We start from the raw sequence: 14,654 nt of genomic DNA on the forward strand, positions 1-14,654 counted from the left end.
GTGTTGCACGATGCGGGACTGCGGAAGAAAGATGCTCACCGGGCGCAACCGTGATGGCACTCACGAACGTCTAGTAAAGGGACGACTGTCTGGGGAGGGCCCATGAAGCATGTTCGGATCGCCTCCCGGCTGGTTGCCCTCGTGGTGGTCGTGCTGGTCGGCGCGGGAGCGTGCGCGTTCGATCCGCAGTCCGGCGGGAGTGGTGGCGGGGGAGCCGCCCCGGCCGGTGCGGCGGAACAGGCAACGGGGGCGGGCGACACGTCCGGGCCCGACCAGCACGGCCGACCCACACCGGCCGCGCCCACAACGAAGCCCTCCCGGAAACCCACCCCAAAGCCGACCCGCGCGGCACCCACCACGACCCCCGGCACCGGTACGCCGACAGTCGCCGGCTGCCCCCAGGGGCAGCACCAGCGTGCGGTGGAGACCCACCTGGCCCGGTTGGGTGGGTTCGGGGCGGTGACAGTGGACGGCCGGCAGTCCGCCGCCGACTGCGCGGCGATCAAGAAGTTCCAGAAGAGGTACGGCATTCGCCCCGTCGAGGGTCGCGCCGGACCAACCACCCTCGACGTGGCCCAGCGCCTCGCCACCACCGACACGACCCGCTGCAAGGCCGGCACCGGCACCACGTTCTGCGTGGACCTGACCCGGCAGACCGTCTGGGCGCTTCGCGGCGGCAAGGTGATCATGGCACCGACGGTGACCCGCACCGGCATGTCCGGCTACCGCACCCCGGCCGGCACGTACGCAGTCAACTACCGGAACCCGAAGGAATGGTCGAACCCGTACGAGGTGTGGCTGCCGTACTGGCAGCACTTCACCCAGGGGATGGGCTTCCACGAGACCACCACCTACCTGCACGAAAAGTCGATCGGCTCGCACGGGTGCGTCAACCTCCTGCACGCCGACGCCGTCCGGATGTGGGAGCTCGGCAAGGTCGGCACCCGGGTGGTGCTGATCGGCCGACGCCCCGGCACCTGAGTGCCGCCGAGCGAATCGCGGCGATAACCCCCTGTCCGACCGGACCAACGAGTGTCACCCTTGGAGTCCAGGGCCGGACCGGGCGGGGAGGCTGGGCATGACGGTCGACCGTGACGTGATCGCGGAGCACGAGCACGCACCACCCGACGAGGTGTCCCGAGCGACTGTGATCGCGTACGCCGTCGCGGCGACGCTCCTCCTCGGGTGGTTCCTCTTCGGCTGGCTGGTGCTCCAGCAGGGCTTCGTCGACTCGGTCGGGGAATCCGCCGGCGCCGGCTTCGCGCTGCTGCTGATCATCTCGGTGGTCGGCACCGTACGCCGCAGCCGCCGCTGACCGACGGCGCCCGCGCGGTGCCGCCGTCGGTCAGTCCGCCACCACCGCCGCGGTGATCCGGTGCAGCGCGAACGTGTGCAGCATCTCGGTCCGTTCGTCCTCGGCCCGCAGATAGCCGGCACCGATCGAAACCGGCTTGAGCAGGCGTGACGCCGTCGCCCCGTGCGCGTCGACGTAACCGACCCAGACCAGCGCCTTGTCCCGGACCGCCTGCTGGAGCACCGCCAGGGCCTCGCTGTGGGTGTGCGCCGGCACCGGGCCGCCGCCCAGCCCTGGCGCACCGCCGCGTACCACCGCCGGTGCCCGTCGGGCGGCCCGCGCCGCCGCGTCGCCTCGCCGGATGTGCTCCACCACGCCGAGCAGCCGGGGCATGGGTAGCTTCGGGGCGGCCAGCGGGTCGATCGTCCTGGTGGTCACCGACACCCGGGGCGGGGCCCGCCGGATTCGCGGCCGGGTCAGCACCGTGCTGCCGGTGCCGTCCTCCTGCACCGGGGCGTACCCCGCGTCGCGCAGCGCGCCCAGCAGCCGACCAACCTGGTACTGCGTACACAGCACCGTCGGCGCGAGCCGGCGCAGCGCCAACGACTCCAACCGCCGGTCGGCCAACACCTCGCTGATCAGCGTCTCGTCGTCGCTGCGCAGGTACGCCCCGGCCAGGCCGACCCGCAGCCCGCCGTGCTTACGGGCCACGTCGTCGATCAGGTAGGTGAGCCCCTGTGGCACCGGGGTACGTGACCGACGCCGGAACACGTCGTGCAGGTCGTCGGCCGTGTAGCCGGAATCCAGGGCCCGCCGCACGCTCGCCGTGGTGACACGGTGCACGCTGGCCCCGCCGGCCGACTCGAGCTCGGTCATCGCCTCCAACTCGACGGCGAGCGCCGGTTCGGGTGGGCCGGGCACCACCACTGTCAGGTCGGCCTGCACCAGGAAGTGGTCGACCGGTGCGGGCAGCAACGCGTCCAGCGCCCGTGCGGCACCGGACGGCTCGCCGCTCTCGACGTCGGCGTGCACGCCCAGCGGGTCGTCACCCCGCTCGTCGGTCGACGTCAGGTCCCCCAGCAGCAGCCGACCGTACGAGGTGAGCGCCCCCAGCCCTGTCACGCCCAACTGTGCGGCCTCGGCCAGCACCTCCCGGTGGGCGGCGTCCCGGCCCCGGCTACGACGCGGGGCCCGCCAGTCCAGCAGCTCCTGCACCTCCTGCGGGGTGGGTGCCGTCGCCGGCTCCAGATCGGCGAGTACGCCGAGCACCGCCCGTCGGGTGGCCGGCACTCCGGCCCGCTCGGCCTCGGCGGAGAGCGCAGTGATCGGCCGGTCCCGGTCGTCACGGCGGCCCACCAGCCCCACCTGCCGGGTCATGGTCAGCCACGCTCGGGCGAGCTGCTCCCACCGTTGGGCCAGCGAGGCGGCCCGCCACACCTCGTACCCACCGGTCGGCAGCACCTGCTGATCCGCCCCGTACCGGCCGGTGGTCGCACCGGGCATCTCCAGCTCACCGAGGAGCCCCGCCGCGTACGCCACCTCCAGCAGCAGCGCCGTGGTGGGTTCGTCCAGCCCGCCGGTACGTGCCAACCGGCGCAGGTCCCGTACACCGATGCCACCCGAACGCAGCACCGGCGCGGGCTCGTCGGCGAGCTGCTCCAGCAACCCTTCGGTGTTTCGGACCACCTCCATGGTCTGGCCGGCCCCGGCCGAGTCGACAGCTTTCGGCTCGCGCGGCGCGGCGGCCACCGGCGGTGGGCTGGTACGCAGCGGCCCGAGGGGGCCGCTGTCGCGGCGCAGCAGCAGGCCGACCTCGCGGGGCAGCTCCACAGTTCCGCTGGCCGTGGAGGAGCCTGTCGTCGCCGGGACCAGCAGTCGGTTGTCGACGAGCCACCGCACCGGGGAGCCGGTCGGGGCGCCCCCGTTGGTCGGGTCGGTGAGGACCGGGTCCGCCGCGCCGAGCGGGGGCGCCTGCAACGCCCCCGGCGGCACGCTGCCCACCGGCGGGCCGGCCGCCAACCGGTCCAGGATCGCCCGGGCCGAGGGTGGGGCGGCGAGCACCGTCCGTCGGAGCTTCGCCGGGTCCGCGCAGAGCGCGGCAGTGCGCGGGTCCAGCTCCGCGGCTGGTCGGCCGAGCCCAGCGGGGTACGGGGAGACCTCGTCGACGGCGGGCAGCACCTGGAGCGCGTGCTCCGGGCCGTACAGCAGGAATAGCGCACGCAGTCGGCCCACGGCGGCCCGGACGGCCGTCGGAGCCGGCGGTTGCGGCCCGGAGGTCGCCATCGCGAGCACGGTGTCGGTGGCGGTGGTGGCGTCGTCCGGATTCCGGGTGAGCCGGGCGGCGTCGAGGATCTGGAGGGTGAACTGGTCCAGACCGTCCAGCGCGCGGGCCACGGAGACCCGGGACTGGGCCCGGATGGCCAGGGCGGAGACGTCGGCCGGCACGGGCACGACGAGGTCGGGCCGCAGCTGGAGGAGCGCGGCCAGTGACTCGTCGGGCAGCGACCGCAGGTGGTCGGCGAGTGAGGTGGTCATCGTCTTTCCACGCTAGCCCGGCACCGGGCTTCCGCGCCCCTCGGACGTCCGGTCGACCGGGAGTAGCCGGTACGTTTCTCGACATGCCCGCACTGACCGTCGGATTCGACCTCGACATGACCCTGGTGGACTCCCGCCCCGGCATCGCCGCGACGTACCGGGCGCTGACCGCGAGGACCGGTGTGCCGGTCGATGCCGAACTGGCGGTGTCCCGGCTCGGGCCGCCGCTGCGTACCGAGATCGCGCACTGGTTCCCGCCGGAGCAGGTCGAGTCGGCCGTGCGGGTGTATCGCGAGCTCTACCCGGCGTACGCGATCACCCCGACGCTCCTGCTGCCCGGCGCGCGGGAGGCTGTCGAGGCGATCCGTGCACGGGGTGGCCGGGTGCTGGTCGTCACGTCCAAGATCGGTCGGCTGGCCCGGTTGCACCTGGACCACCTCGGTCTCAGCGTCGACGAGTTGGCCGGCGACCTGTTCGCCGAGCAGAAGGCGACAGCTCTGCGGGAGCACGGCGCCACCCACTACGTCGGTGACCATGTCGCGGACATGGTGGCGGCGGCGGCGGCCGGGGTGCCCGGCATCGCTGTGGCGACCGGCCCGTGCTCCGCCGATGAGCTGCGCGCGGCCGGGGCGGAAGTGGTGCTGGACGAGCTCACCGAATTCCCAGCGGCGCTCGACGGGATGATCCAGCTAGCCTTGGAGCAGTAGCGGCTCAAGTGAAGCAGGGGTTTTCAGGTGCCTACGGGTCGAGTGAAGTGGTACGACACGGCCAAGGGATACGGCTTCGTCACGAGTGACGAGGGCGGCGACGTGTTCCTGCCCAAGGGGGCGCTGCCGGCGGGTGTCACCGACCTCAAGGGTGGCCAGCGGGTCGACTTCAGCGTGGTGGACAGCCGCCGGGGCGCGCAGGCCATGGGGGTCAAGCTGCTGGACGCGCCGCCGTCGATGGCAGAGCTACGCCGTCGGCCGGCCGAGGAGCTGCACGGCCTGGTCGAAGACATGATCAAGGTGCTGGAGGCGAAGGTCCAGCCGGACCTGCGCCGGGGTCGGTACCCGGACAGGAAGGCCGCGCAGAAGATCGCTCAGCTGGTCCACGCGGTGGCCCGCGAGCTGGAGGTCTGAGGCACCAGGCCAGCGGTGGCGGCCCGGTCGAGCAGTGCCGCCACCGCGGCGAAACCGGCCTCGCCCAGGTCCGCTGTGAACTCGTTGACGTAAAGGCCGATGTGCCGGTCGACCACGTCGAGCTCCATCTCCTGGGCGTGCGCCAGCACGTACTCCCGGCTGGCCGCCGGGTCCGCCCAGGCCTGCCGGACCGACTCGCGGACCCAGCCGGCCGCGGCCTCCGGGTCGACCGCCCCGCGTCGGGCCAGGATCGCGCCGAGGGGGATGGGCAGACCGGTGTCGGCCTCCCACCATTCGCCGAGGTCGACAAGGGCGCTCAGGCCGTGCCGGTGGTAGGTGAACCGGGCCTCGTGGATGACCAGCCCAGCGTCATAGCGCCCAGCAGCCACGCCCGGCATGATCTCGTGGAACGGAACCACCTCGATCCGGGCCGGTGGCCGCCCGGCCGACCAGAGCCGGAACAGCAGGTACGCGGTGGTCCGGTCACCCGGCACCGCCACCGTCGCACCGGTCAGGTCGGTGCGGTCCGGCCCGCCGTCACTGTCGCCCCGGGTGAGCACCAGCGGACCGCAACCGCGACCGAGGGCGCCGCCGCAGGGCAGCAGGTGGTAGTCGTCGAGCAGCCACGGCAGCGCCGCGAAGCTCACCTTCACCAGGTCGAACGCGCCCCGCTCGGCCGCCGTGTTCGTGACGTCCACGTCGGCGTACGTCACCTCGACCGGCGGCGCGCCGGGCACCTGCCCGTGCACCAGCGCGTGGAAGACGAACGTGTCGTTGGGGCAGGGCGAGATAGCCAGGGAGAGCGCCACACCCTCACGGTAGCCCCGCCCTCCGCCCGGGGTCGGTGCCCACCCCCGACTGTGATCCGCAGCGGTGTTCCGAGTCGGAGCGAGGCGGCGGCACCGAACCCGGCGGAAGCCTCGCCGGGTGGAAGGGACGCGTGGGAACGACCGACCCGGCCGGGTCCAGCACCTGCCCAGGTCTCCCTTTGGAGCTGATGCCACAAACGAATCGCCCAGCGTCGGCGATCGTGGGTCTGAAACCGGACACGCTGCGTACCTGGGAGCATGGGTCGGGCGGTGATGTCGCAGACGGTTCAGCTCCAAAGGGGCTCGCGGGAGTAGGTCGTCCACCGAGCGGAGCGGTTGTCCACAGCGTTATCCACAGCCCGACGCGGGGGTGTTGATCGCGCACTGACCAGCCGGGACCATCGGCCTGTGACCGAGGCGAGTGACAACACCGACGAGGCCGGCGGAGCCGATCTCGGGCAGGCGCTCCGTGCGTTGCGTCGACGGGCCGATCTGAGTCAGCGACAGTTGGCCGAGAAGTCCGGGGTGCCTCAGCCGACGCTGGCCCGGATCGAGTCGGGGCGGGCAAGCGATCCCCGATTCCGGACAGTGGAACGCCTCGTGCAGGCAGCGGGTGGGCAGCTGGCCATCGGCGTCCCGGCATCCATCTCCGGCTTCGCCGAGCCCGTGCCGGTTCCGCACGACGACATGCGGGACGAGGCAGGCCGCCGATACCCGGCTCACCTGGACGTGTGGCCGGTCCACGAGCCTCGGGACTGGCCCGGCGCCTGGTGGGCGGAGTGGTACCGGTTGCCTCCCGAGCGGTATCCACTTCCGCTGCCACCGGCCGCGTACGAGCTGAACCGGCGCTATCGCGACAACCGACGGTGGGGTGCCGAGGTGCAACGGACCGCGCGGGTGCGCCGGGTGCTCGCCAACGACCTGCCTGCCACGTCCTGGCGGTACGTTGCCGAGCTTCCCGACGGGAAGCTGGTCGGTGAACTGCGGGCCCATGAGCGCAGCCCGTTCCTGGAGTTCGGGGAGTGGATTCCGGGCCTGCCGGAGCGGGAGATGGTGCTCGATGGCGTGCTCGTCGATGCCCGATATCGGCGGTTGGGGCTGGGGCGTCGGCTGGTCACTGCACTGATCACCGAGATGCGTGAGGCGGGCATCGACGATGCGGCGGCGATCGCCGAGGGCTTCGGCACCGAACTGCTACTGGCGTGCGGCTTCGAGATCGAGGGGCGCCGTCCGGCCGCACTGCGCCTGGGCCCTCCGGGCAAGCGCTGGTTCCTCTGAGCCTCGGCTGAGTCAGCGCAGTGCCGGGGCCGCCGCGGTCAGGGCGGCGAGGGCTTCGCGCAGCCGCCACGCGTCCCGGTCGCGGGGGCCGATCGGGTTGGAGATGGTGCGCAGCTCGGCGAAGGGCACCCCGGCCTGCGCCGCGGCGACCGCCACGCCGTACCCCTCCATGGCTTCGGCGACCGCCTCCGGATGCCTCCGGCGCAGCTCGCCGGTGCTGGCCGTGGTGCCGGTGACGGTGCTGACAGTGAGCACCGGCCCGGCCGTGGCCGTCGGGAGGGCGGCTCGCAGTGCCGCCAGCAGGCCCGGGTCCGCCGGCACCCTGCTGCCCGCACCGAGCAGCGCGGGCGGCATGCCCAGCTCGTCCACCGGGATGAAGCCGTCGGGCGACTCCGCGCCCAGGTCCGCGGCGATGCTGGCGGTGCCGAGCACCGTGTCGCCGACCTCGGCCCGCCCGGTGAAGCCGCCGGCCACGCCGGCGCTGACCACCGCACGGTACGGGCGGCCGGTGGCCTCTGCCAGCGCCAGCAGCCGGGCCGTGGCGGCACCGGCGACGGCCGGACCCACACCGATCGGGGTGACTGTCACCGTGGGGTCGGTCAGCCCGGCGCGGACCGCGTCCGCCTCGGCTGGAACCGCCGTCACCACCAGCAGACCGGTCACGGGACTGAGCCGGGGGACTCCCGGCGGGTTTCGTCGTCGGCCCCGCCACCCGGGCCGCCAACGGCCGACGACGGGCGGTAGATGTGGTAGCCCGGCGGGGTGAGGCTCGGGTCGTCGTACTGCGGCGAGCTGGTCTGGGCCGGCGCCGGTGAGGTTGGTGTGGGGTCCCCGGGCTCGTCCGCCGGCTCGTCCTCGGTCAGTTCGTCGTCACCGAGCGGTCGGCCGGCCAGCTTCTCGCCGCGCAGCCGGGCGGCGGCCAGCACACCCCGGATCGCGGCCAGTACGCCGACCCCGGCGGCCACGGCGATGCCCATCCGGCCATCGAACGGCACCAGCCCGAGCCCGCCGCCGGCCACGAAGGCGAGCATCAACACCGTCTCGGAGTGGGCGAAGGAACTGGCCCGCAACCGTTCCGGGATGCGCTCCTGGATCGAGGCGTCCACCGCCAGCTTCGCTACCCCGCTGGCCAGCGCGGCGACCAGGCAGAGCAGGGCGACCATCAGCAGCGAGAACTGGATGACGGCGAGCACCGCCACCCCGGCCACGATGATCATGCTGCTGGACTGGATGGCGGTCGGCCGGTGGATGCGTAGTCGGGTGCCGATGGCGGTGGCCAGGAAGGTGCCGACCGCCAGCGCGCCGCCGACCACGCCCAACGCCCACTCGGCCCCCAGATCCCGGCCGAACACCACTGTGGTCAGGTCGCCCTTCTTGATCGCGAAGGCGAGGAAGAGCAGCAGGAAGCCGTAGAGCGCGCGTAGCGTCGCCGCGCCGATCAGGGTGGCGATCACCAGCCGGCCGGACGGTCGGCCCCGGCCCAGCGGCCGGTCGCCACGGCGGCGGCCCAGCGCACGCAGTGGCCGGGGGACCCGCTCCGGTGGCTCCGAGTCGGCCTTCGGCGGTAGCCGCAGGGAGATAACCATGCCGACCAGGAAGATCACCGACGCGACCCTCAGCGGCCACTGCGGCCCGAACCAGAACGCGGCCAACCCGATCGGCGCCACCAGCGCACCCGCGACAGTGCCGTAGACGCTGGCCCGGGCACCCACCTGGGACAGGCCGAGCCCTTCCGGCAGCAACCGGGGCACCGCCGCGGAACGGGCCACGCCGTACGCCCGGGAGAGCGCGAGCACCCCGAACGCGGCCGGGTAGAGCCCGAAGCCGTGGATGTAGTCGGAGATCAACCAGGCCAGGAAGGCGCGGCCGAGCATCGTCGCCGCCAGGGCGTACCGTCGGCCGTGCCGGAAGTGATCCAGCAGCGGGCCCACCACCGGGGCGAGCATCGCGAACGGCACCATGGTGACCAGCAGGTAGAGCGCCACCTTGCTGCGGGCCTCGCCGAGCGGCACGTTGAAGAAGATCGTGCCGGCCAGACCGATGGCGATCAGGGTGTCACCGGCGCAGGAGAGCGCGTGCAGGTCGAACAGGCGAACCATGCCGACCTCGCCGCCGGCGCCCCGGGCGCGGGCCCGACCGGCCCGGCGGGTCACCCAGCGGCCGCTGCCCACCGAACCGCGCAACAGCAGACGGATGGCGCGAATGCCGGTGCCGACGGTCCGCCCGAGGACGGATCGCCCGGAGCGGGAGTACGACGGCATGTGCACCATCCTCGCCCATCTGATCCGGGTACGCCGCACCACCGCTGGGAAAGGTTCCCCGGGAGTCCCTGTCACCCCTGCGAGGCGCATGGGGAACAATGGTCGGGTGACCAGGCCCGCCTCCACCCGTGCCGCCCGTCTCGACCAGGTCTGCGCCGCCGCCGTCGAGGTGGCCCGCGCCGGCATCACCGAGGTGGACGCCGACGATGTCGGCGACCACCTGCAGGTCGTTGCCGAGGGCGACCGGCTGGTCACCCACTACTTCGAATGTCGCCTCGCCGGCTACAACGGCTGGCGCTGGGCGGTCACCGTCACCCGGGTGCCGCGCAGCAAGACGGTGACCATCTGCGAGACGGTGTTGCTGCCCGGCCCGGACGCGCTGCTCGCACCCGGTTGGCTGCCCTGGCAGGAGCGGCTCAAGCCGGGCGACCTGGGGCCGGGTGACCTGCTCCCGACCTCGCCCGACGACGATCGGCTGGTCCCCGGTTACCTGCTCTCCGACGACCCGGCGGTCGAGGAGACGGCATGGGAGTTGGGCCTCGGGCGCGCCCGCGTGCTCTCCCGGGAGGGCCGCATCGACACGGCGCAGCGCTGGTACGAAGGTGACCACGGCCCCGCCGCGGCCATCTCGTCCGCCGCTCCGTCCGCCGCCCGCTGCGGCACCTGCGGCTTCTACCTGCCGCTGGCCGGTGCGATGCGGCAGGCATTCGGGGCGTGCGGCAACTTCTACGCCCCCGACGACGGTCGGGTGGTGAGCGCCGACCACGGCTGCGGCGCCCACTCCGAGACGTTGATCGAGGCGGCCGAGACCGCTGTCGACGAGCTGCCCACGGTGTACGACGACAGCGCGGTGGAGGCCATGTCGGTCAGCCGGGCGCCGGGCTCGGTGGAGGCGGCTGAGCCGGCGGAGCCGTACGGGCACTCCTGATCGTCCGCGCCGGAGTGCTCCGGCGCGGAGGTCGGCTCACCTCGCGCGGCGGCGTCGGCGGTTGGCGTCGTGCCGCATCATCACGGCGAGGCCCGGGAAACCCCACAGGAAACCGGCGAGGCAGGTCCAGAGCCAGTTCTGGTGACCATGGTCGGTCAGCCAACCCCTGAAGAAGATCAGCAGGACCAGTCCGGCGACCGCCCACGCGATCAGCCCGGCGAGGGCGAACGGCACCATCGGCGGATCCAGTGGTGCGGGCCGCGGTGGCTGCTCGTTCGGCATTCGGCAAGCGTACGGGATCTACTTCCCCTGCCCACCGACGATCTGGGACGATGCGCGCGACAACTGGAAGATCACCTGCGAGGACCTGATGGCCGTAGCGCCGCCCGAGAACGGCACACCTCCCAACCCCGCTCATCCGCGTAACGGTTTCGACCGGTTCTTCGAGATCTCCGCCCGTGGCTCGACGTTGAGCCGTGAGGTACGCGGTGGCCTGGCGACCTTCTTCACGATGGCGTACATCGTGGTGCTCAACCCGCTGATCCTGGGCGGCGCCGTCGACGGTGACGGCAAGAGCCTTCCGATTCCCGCGTTGGCTGCCGCGACCGCGCTGGTCGCCGGCCTGATGACCATCCTGATGGGTGTGGTCGGCCGGTTCCCGCTGGCGCTCGCCGCCGGTCTGGGTGTCAACGCCCTGGTGGCGTACGAGATCGCCCCCGAGATGACCTGGGCAGACGCGATGGGTCTGGTGGTGATCGAGGGTCTGATCATCGCGGTGCTGGTGCTGACCGGTCTGCGGACCGCTGTGTTCCGCTCGGTGCCGACCCAGATGAAGAGCGCGATCGGGGTCGGCATCGGTCTGTTCCTGACGATCATCGGCCTGGTGGACGCCGGCTTCGTGCGGCGCATCCCGGATGATGCCAACACCACCGTTCCAGTCGGCCTGGGCATCGGCGGCAAGCTGGTGAGCTGGCCGATGCTGGTCTTCGTGGTTGGCCTGCTGATCACGCTGGTGCTGGTGGTCCGTCGGGTGAAGGGCGCGATCCTGATCGGCATCCTCGCCTCGACGGTGCTCGCGGTGATCGTGGAGGCCATCGGCAACATCGGCCCGTCGTTCGTCAATGGTCAGCCCAACCCGAAGGGCTGGTCGCTGAACGTGCCGGAGCTGCCGAAGTCGGTGGTCGACCTGCCGGACCTGTCGCTGCTCGGCAAGTTCAACGTGCTGGACTCGTGGGGCCGGGCCGGTTGGCTGGTCGTGCTGATGTTCATCTTCACGCTGCTGATCACGGACTTCTTCGACACCATGGGCACCATGGTCGCGGTAGGCCAGGAGGGCGGCCTGCTCGACGAGCAGGGCACTCCGCCGAAGGCCAAGGAGATCCTGCTTGTCGACTCGATCGCGGCGGCGGCCGGCGGTGCGGCCAGCACCTCCAGCAACACGTCGTACATCGAGAGCGCTGCCGGTGTCGCGGAGGGTGCGCGGACCGGCGTGGCCAACCTGGTCACCGGCGTGCTCTTCCTGCTCGCGATGTTCCTGGCGCCGCTGGTGGTGATCGTGCCGTTCGAGGCGGCGTCGACGGCCCTGGTGGTGGTCGGGTTCCTGATGATGACAGCGGTGCGGACCATCGACTGGTCCGACTACGAGATCGCCATTCCGGCGTTCCTCACCATCGTGCTGATGCCGTTCACCTACTCGATCTCCAACGGGATCGGCGCTGGTCTGATCACCTTCGTGGTGGTCAAGCTGGCGCGGGGCAAGGCCCGGGAGATCCACCCGTTGCTGTACGGGGTGGCAGTGCTCTTCGTGCTGTACTTCCTGCGTGGGCCGATCGAGTCAGTGGTGCTCTGAGCCACGTCCGGGCGGGGAGTCGATCGTGACTCCCCGCCCGTACCATCTGAATCCCCTCGTGAGCCTGGTCATAACGGATGTCGTTAGCCATGCTCATTAGTTAAGCTAACTACTGTGACGGAGCGGACGGTGACGGCGGAACGCGTGCCACCGGCGCAGCTGGCTCCCCAGCTGCGTGATGCGATCACCCGACTCAACCGGCGGGTCCGACAGGCCCGGCCGGTCGGCGACCTCACGGTCACCCAGGTCTCCGCGCTCACCAGCCTGCGGCTGGCGGGCGCGATGACGCCCCGGGAACTGGCCGACGTGGAGCGGGTGCAGCCGCCGACGATGACCAAGATCGTCGGGAAGTTGGAGGACCGCGGCCTCGTGCGGCGGACACCCCATCCGACCGACGGGCGGCAGGTCATCCTCGCGGCGACCGAAGGAGGGCAGGCCGTGCTCGACCAGTTCGAGCGGGCCCGCGACGAATGGCTGGCCCACCGGCTGGCCGCGCTCGACGAGGACGAACGGGAGACCCTGCAGAGGGCCGCCGAGATTCTTCAGCAGCTCGCTCGCGCCTGAGCCGCACCCGCGCCACCGGGTCCGTGCCGTCACGTGTCGATGACGCGTACGTCCGGAGGAGGCGCACCAAGAGTGCAGGCGAAGCTGAGCACGATGTTCCAGTCCCTACAGGTCCGCAACTACCGCCTCTTCGCATCCGGGCAGCTGATCAAGTTGATCGGCGTCTGGATGATGTTCATCGCCCAGGACTGGCTCGTCCTCGAGCTCTCCAACAACTCGGCGACCGCGCTCGGTGTGGTCACCGCCTGCCAGTTCACCCCGGTGCTCCTGCTCACCCTGCTCTCCGGCCGGCTCGCCGACCGGTACGACAAGCGGGTGCTGCTCTTCGCCGCCAACGCCTTCTGGAGCCTGCTGGCACTCGGCATGGCGATGCTGGTCCTCACCGACCTGGTGCAGCTCTGGCACGTCTTCGCCTTCGCCGCGCTGCTCGGCACCGCCAACGCCGTGGAGACCCCGGTCCGGCAGGCGTTCGTCTCCGAACTGGTCGGCACGCCGCTGCTGCCCAACGCGCTGTCGCTGAACGCCGCCGTGTTCAACTCCGCCCGGATCGTCGGACCGGCCGTGGCCGGCCTGGCCATCGCCGCGTTCGACGTCGGCCCGGTCTTCCTCTTCACCGCCCTCAGTTCGGTCGCGCCCCTGGTCAACGTCGTCCGGATGCGTACGACCGAGCTGCACCGCGACGCCCTGCTGCCCCGCGACGAGCGGGCGTCCGCCCGGGTCGTCGACGGCCTGCGGTACGTGTGGCGCCGCCCCGACCTGCTGCTGCCGATGGCGATCATGTCGGTGGTCGGCATGTCGCTGTTCAACTTCCAGCTCACCCTGGCCGCGTTGGCGAAGACGGTCTTCCACACCGGCGCCGCCTCCTTCGGTCTGTTCAGCACGGCGCTGGCCGTCGGCGCGCTCGGCGGCGCGCTCAGCGGCACCGGTCGCCGTAGCCGCCCGTCGGTGTGGCTGGTGCTCGGCGCGGCGATCGCCTGCGCGAGCTTCGGCACCCTGGTCGGCCTCTCCACCGCGTACTGGCTGGTGGTGGCGCTCTTGGTGCCGACCGGCTTCTGCATGGTCTTCTTCGCCCAGGCCGCCAACCAGCGGATCCAGATGGGCGTCGACGCGGCCTTCCGGGGACGGGTGATGGCCCTGTGGGTGCTGGTGTTCCTGGGCACCAACCCGGTCGGCGCGCCGCTGATCGGCTGGGTCGCGGAGCACTACGGTGCCGGTGCCAGCATCTGGATGGGTGGGCTCATCTCGCTGGCCGCCGCGCTGATCGCGCTCACCTGGCAGTTGCGCCACTCCGGTGCCCGGCTGCGTTTCCGGGTGCTGCCGATGCCTCGTTTCTACGTCACCTCCACCGACTGCTGAGGTTTACCACCGGCGCCGGCCGCGTCCGGTTGCGCGGATTGCGCGGATGCGGCCAAACCGCTGGCGAGGTGGCACGGTGGGGCTTAGCGTCGATGCGTGGGAGTCGGACGCGCGCTGATGCTGGCCCTGGCGTTCCTCGCCGTGGCCACTCTGCCGGCGGCGTTCGCCCTGATCTTCTGCTACGACGAGATCGTCGACCGGGTGGTCTGCGGCTGGTCCGAGTGGCGTGAGCGCCGACGGGAGAAGCGCACGATCGCCAAGCTCGACCGTGCCATCGAGGCCGACGCCCTGACCCGGGACATCGACCTCAGCGAGTTCGACAGCGTTGACCGCCGGCCGCTGGAGCAACTCGCCGCCGACCTGCGCCGTCTCGGCGGTCAGCGGGTCGGCGGCGGCGGTCGCTCGATGGTCTGGCACAGCGCGTTGCTCCAGGCGTACGACGACAGACTTCGCCTCGCCTGCCGTGCCCTCGGCATCACCGAGCACCTCGCCGAGCTGGAGGGCGTCGATCAGGAGATCGAGCGGGTCCGGGTGGAGGGCGTGCTGCACGCCGCCGGGCTGGCCCTTCCGGCGGCTCGGGCCGGGCTTCGACAGCGGCACCGCTGAGAGGCCGCACGTTGTGCGACTCTTCGTGGCGCTCCGCCCCTGGTGGTCGCAGC

General features: G+C 71.8%; 15 protein-coding genes. 10 read left to right on the plus strand and 5 right to left on the minus strand.

Annotation, left to right across the window (positions count from 1 at the left end; genetic code table 11):
• Positions 1–102: 102 nt before the first annotated feature.
• Together AB0K35_RS12580 and AB0K35_RS12585 are read left to right on the plus strand one after the other, a co-directional pair.
• A complete protein-coding gene (locus AB0K35_RS12580; protein WP_363885225.1) occupies positions 103–981 on the plus strand; it encodes a L,D-transpeptidase family protein in 879 nt (292 codons plus the stop codon).
• A 97-nt stretch (positions 982–1,078) separates the two neighbouring features.
• On the plus strand, positions 1,079–1,315 hold the full coding sequence (locus AB0K35_RS12585; RefSeq protein ID WP_091395293.1) for a hypothetical protein: 237 nt from the start codon (positions 1,079–1,081) through the stop codon (positions 1,313–1,315).
• A 30-nt stretch (positions 1,316–1,345) separates the two neighbouring features.
• Here AB0K35_RS12585 and AB0K35_RS12590 read toward each other — a convergent pair whose 3' ends face one another.
• Positions 1,346–3,829 carry a helicase-associated domain-containing protein gene (locus AB0K35_RS12590; RefSeq protein ID WP_363885227.1) on the minus strand — a complete coding sequence of 828 codons (2,484 nt, stop codon included), beginning with the start codon at positions 3,827–3,829 and terminating at the stop codon, positions 1,346–1,348.
• An 83-nt stretch (positions 3,830–3,912) separates the two neighbouring features.
• Here AB0K35_RS12590 and AB0K35_RS12595 point away from each other — a divergent pair, with 83 nt between their 5' ends.
• Both AB0K35_RS12595 and AB0K35_RS12600 read left to right on the plus strand, forming a co-directional pair.
• Positions 3,913–4,536 carry an HAD hydrolase-like protein gene (locus AB0K35_RS12595; RefSeq protein WP_357267176.1) on the plus strand — a complete coding sequence of 208 codons (624 nt, stop codon included), beginning with the start codon at positions 3,913–3,915 and terminating at the stop codon, positions 4,534–4,536.
• Between the two features lie 27 nt (positions 4,537–4,563).
• Entirely contained in the window at positions 4,564–4,950 is a 387-nt protein-coding gene (locus AB0K35_RS12600; RefSeq protein WP_030329652.1) for a cold-shock protein, read from the plus strand.
• Here the strand turns inward: AB0K35_RS12600 and AB0K35_RS12605 are convergent.
• A complete protein-coding gene (locus AB0K35_RS12605; protein WP_238668881.1) occupies positions 4,911–5,759 on the minus strand; it encodes a 1,4-dihydroxy-6-naphthoate synthase in 849 nt (282 codons plus the stop codon). The genes AB0K35_RS12600 and AB0K35_RS12605 overlap by 40 nt on opposite strands.
• Before the next feature lie 408 nt (positions 5,760–6,167).
• Here AB0K35_RS12605 and AB0K35_RS12610 point away from each other — a divergent pair, with 408 nt between their 5' ends.
• Positions 6,168–7,037 (plus strand): helix-turn-helix transcriptional regulator, encoded by an 870-nt coding sequence (locus AB0K35_RS12610; RefSeq protein WP_363885229.1) that lies wholly within the window; start codon positions 6,168–6,170, stop codon positions 7,035–7,037.
• Positions 7,038–7,049: 12 nt separating this feature from the next.
• Here AB0K35_RS12610 and AB0K35_RS12615 read toward each other — a convergent pair whose 3' ends face one another.
• Together AB0K35_RS12615 and AB0K35_RS12620 are read right to left on the minus strand one after the other, a co-directional pair.
• Positions 7,050–7,700 (minus strand): futalosine hydrolase, encoded by a 651-nt coding sequence (locus tag AB0K35_RS12615; RefSeq protein ID WP_363885231.1) that lies wholly within the window; start codon positions 7,698–7,700, stop codon positions 7,050–7,052.
• Positions 7,697–9,298, minus strand: coding sequence for an MFS transporter (locus AB0K35_RS12620; RefSeq protein ID WP_363885232.1), 1,602 nt, complete (start codon positions 9,296–9,298; stop codon positions 7,697–7,699). The genes AB0K35_RS12615 and AB0K35_RS12620 overlap by 4 nt, the downstream gene beginning before the upstream one ends.
• A gap of 88 nt (positions 9,299–9,386) precedes the next feature.
• Between AB0K35_RS12620 and AB0K35_RS12625 the strand changes: the two genes are divergently transcribed.
• Positions 9,387–10,226: a DUF3027 domain-containing protein gene (locus tag AB0K35_RS12625; protein ID WP_238668884.1), complete on the plus strand. Its 840-nt coding sequence runs from the start codon at positions 9,387–9,389 to the stop codon at positions 10,224–10,226.
• A gap of 36 nt (positions 10,227–10,262) precedes the next feature.
• Here the strand turns inward: AB0K35_RS12625 and AB0K35_RS12630 are convergent, their stop codons facing one another.
• Complete coding sequence (locus tag AB0K35_RS12630) at positions 10,263–10,508, minus strand: DUF2530 domain-containing protein (protein WP_091395273.1); 246 nt, start codon at positions 10,506–10,508, stop codon at positions 10,263–10,265.
• Positions 10,509–10,596: 88 nt separating this feature from the next.
• Between AB0K35_RS12630 and AB0K35_RS12635 the strand changes: the two genes are divergently transcribed.
• The 4 genes from AB0K35_RS12635 (at position 10,597) to AB0K35_RS12650 (ending at position 14,601) form a co-directional block, all read left to right on the plus strand.
• Complete coding sequence (locus tag AB0K35_RS12635; RefSeq protein ID WP_238668885.1) at positions 10,597–12,075, plus strand: NCS2 family permease; 1,479 nt, start codon at positions 10,597–10,599, stop codon at positions 12,073–12,075.
• A 114-nt stretch (positions 12,076–12,189) separates the two neighbouring features.
• Entirely contained in the window at positions 12,190–12,639 is a 450-nt protein-coding gene (locus tag AB0K35_RS12640) for a MarR family transcriptional regulator (protein WP_030486369.1), read from the plus strand.
• A gap of 72 nt (positions 12,640–12,711) precedes the next feature.
• On the plus strand, positions 12,712–13,995 hold the full coding sequence (locus AB0K35_RS12645; protein ID WP_238668886.1) for an MFS transporter: 1,284 nt from the start codon (positions 12,712–12,714) through the stop codon (positions 13,993–13,995).
• Between the two features lie 96 nt (positions 13,996–14,091).
• Positions 14,092–14,601, plus strand: a complete 510-nt coding sequence (locus AB0K35_RS12650) for a hypothetical protein (protein ID WP_363885235.1) — start codon at positions 14,092–14,094, stop codon at positions 14,599–14,601.
• Positions 14,602–14,654: the final 53 nt, after the last annotated feature.

The organism is Micromonospora sp. NPDC053740 (assembly GCF_040677775.1).
In the GTDB taxonomy this organism is placed as follows: domain Bacteria; phylum Actinomycetota; class Actinomycetes; order Mycobacteriales; family Micromonosporaceae; genus Micromonospora; species Micromonospora alfalfae.

Coding starts and splice junctions, on each gene's coding strand:
- AB0K35_RS12580 (WP_363885225.1), top strand. CDS start 103: ATGAAGCATGTTCGGATCGCCTCCCGGCTGGTTGCCCTCGTGGTGGTC.
- AB0K35_RS12585 (WP_091395293.1), top strand. CDS start 1,079: ATGACGGTCGACCGTGACGTGATCGCGGAGCACGAGCACGCACCACCC.
- AB0K35_RS12590 (WP_363885227.1), bottom strand. CDS start 3,829: ATGACCACCTCACTCGCCGACCACCTGCGGTCGCTGCCCGACGAGTCA.
- AB0K35_RS12595 (WP_357267176.1), top strand. CDS start 3,913: ATGCCCGCACTGACCGTCGGATTCGACCTCGACATGACCCTGGTGGAC.
- AB0K35_RS12620 (WP_363885232.1), bottom strand. CDS start 9,298: ATGCCGTCGTACTCCCGCTCCGGGCGATCCGTCCTCGGGCGGACCGTC.
- AB0K35_RS12625 (WP_238668884.1), top strand. CDS start 9,387: ATGGGGAACAATGGTCGGGTGACCAGGCCCGCCTCCACCCGTGCCGCC.
- AB0K35_RS12630 (WP_091395273.1), bottom strand. CDS start 10,508: ATGCCGAACGAGCAGCCACCGCGGCCCGCACCACTGGATCCGCCGATG.
- AB0K35_RS12635 (WP_238668885.1), top strand. CDS start 10,597: ATGGCCGTAGCGCCGCCCGAGAACGGCACACCTCCCAACCCCGCTCAT.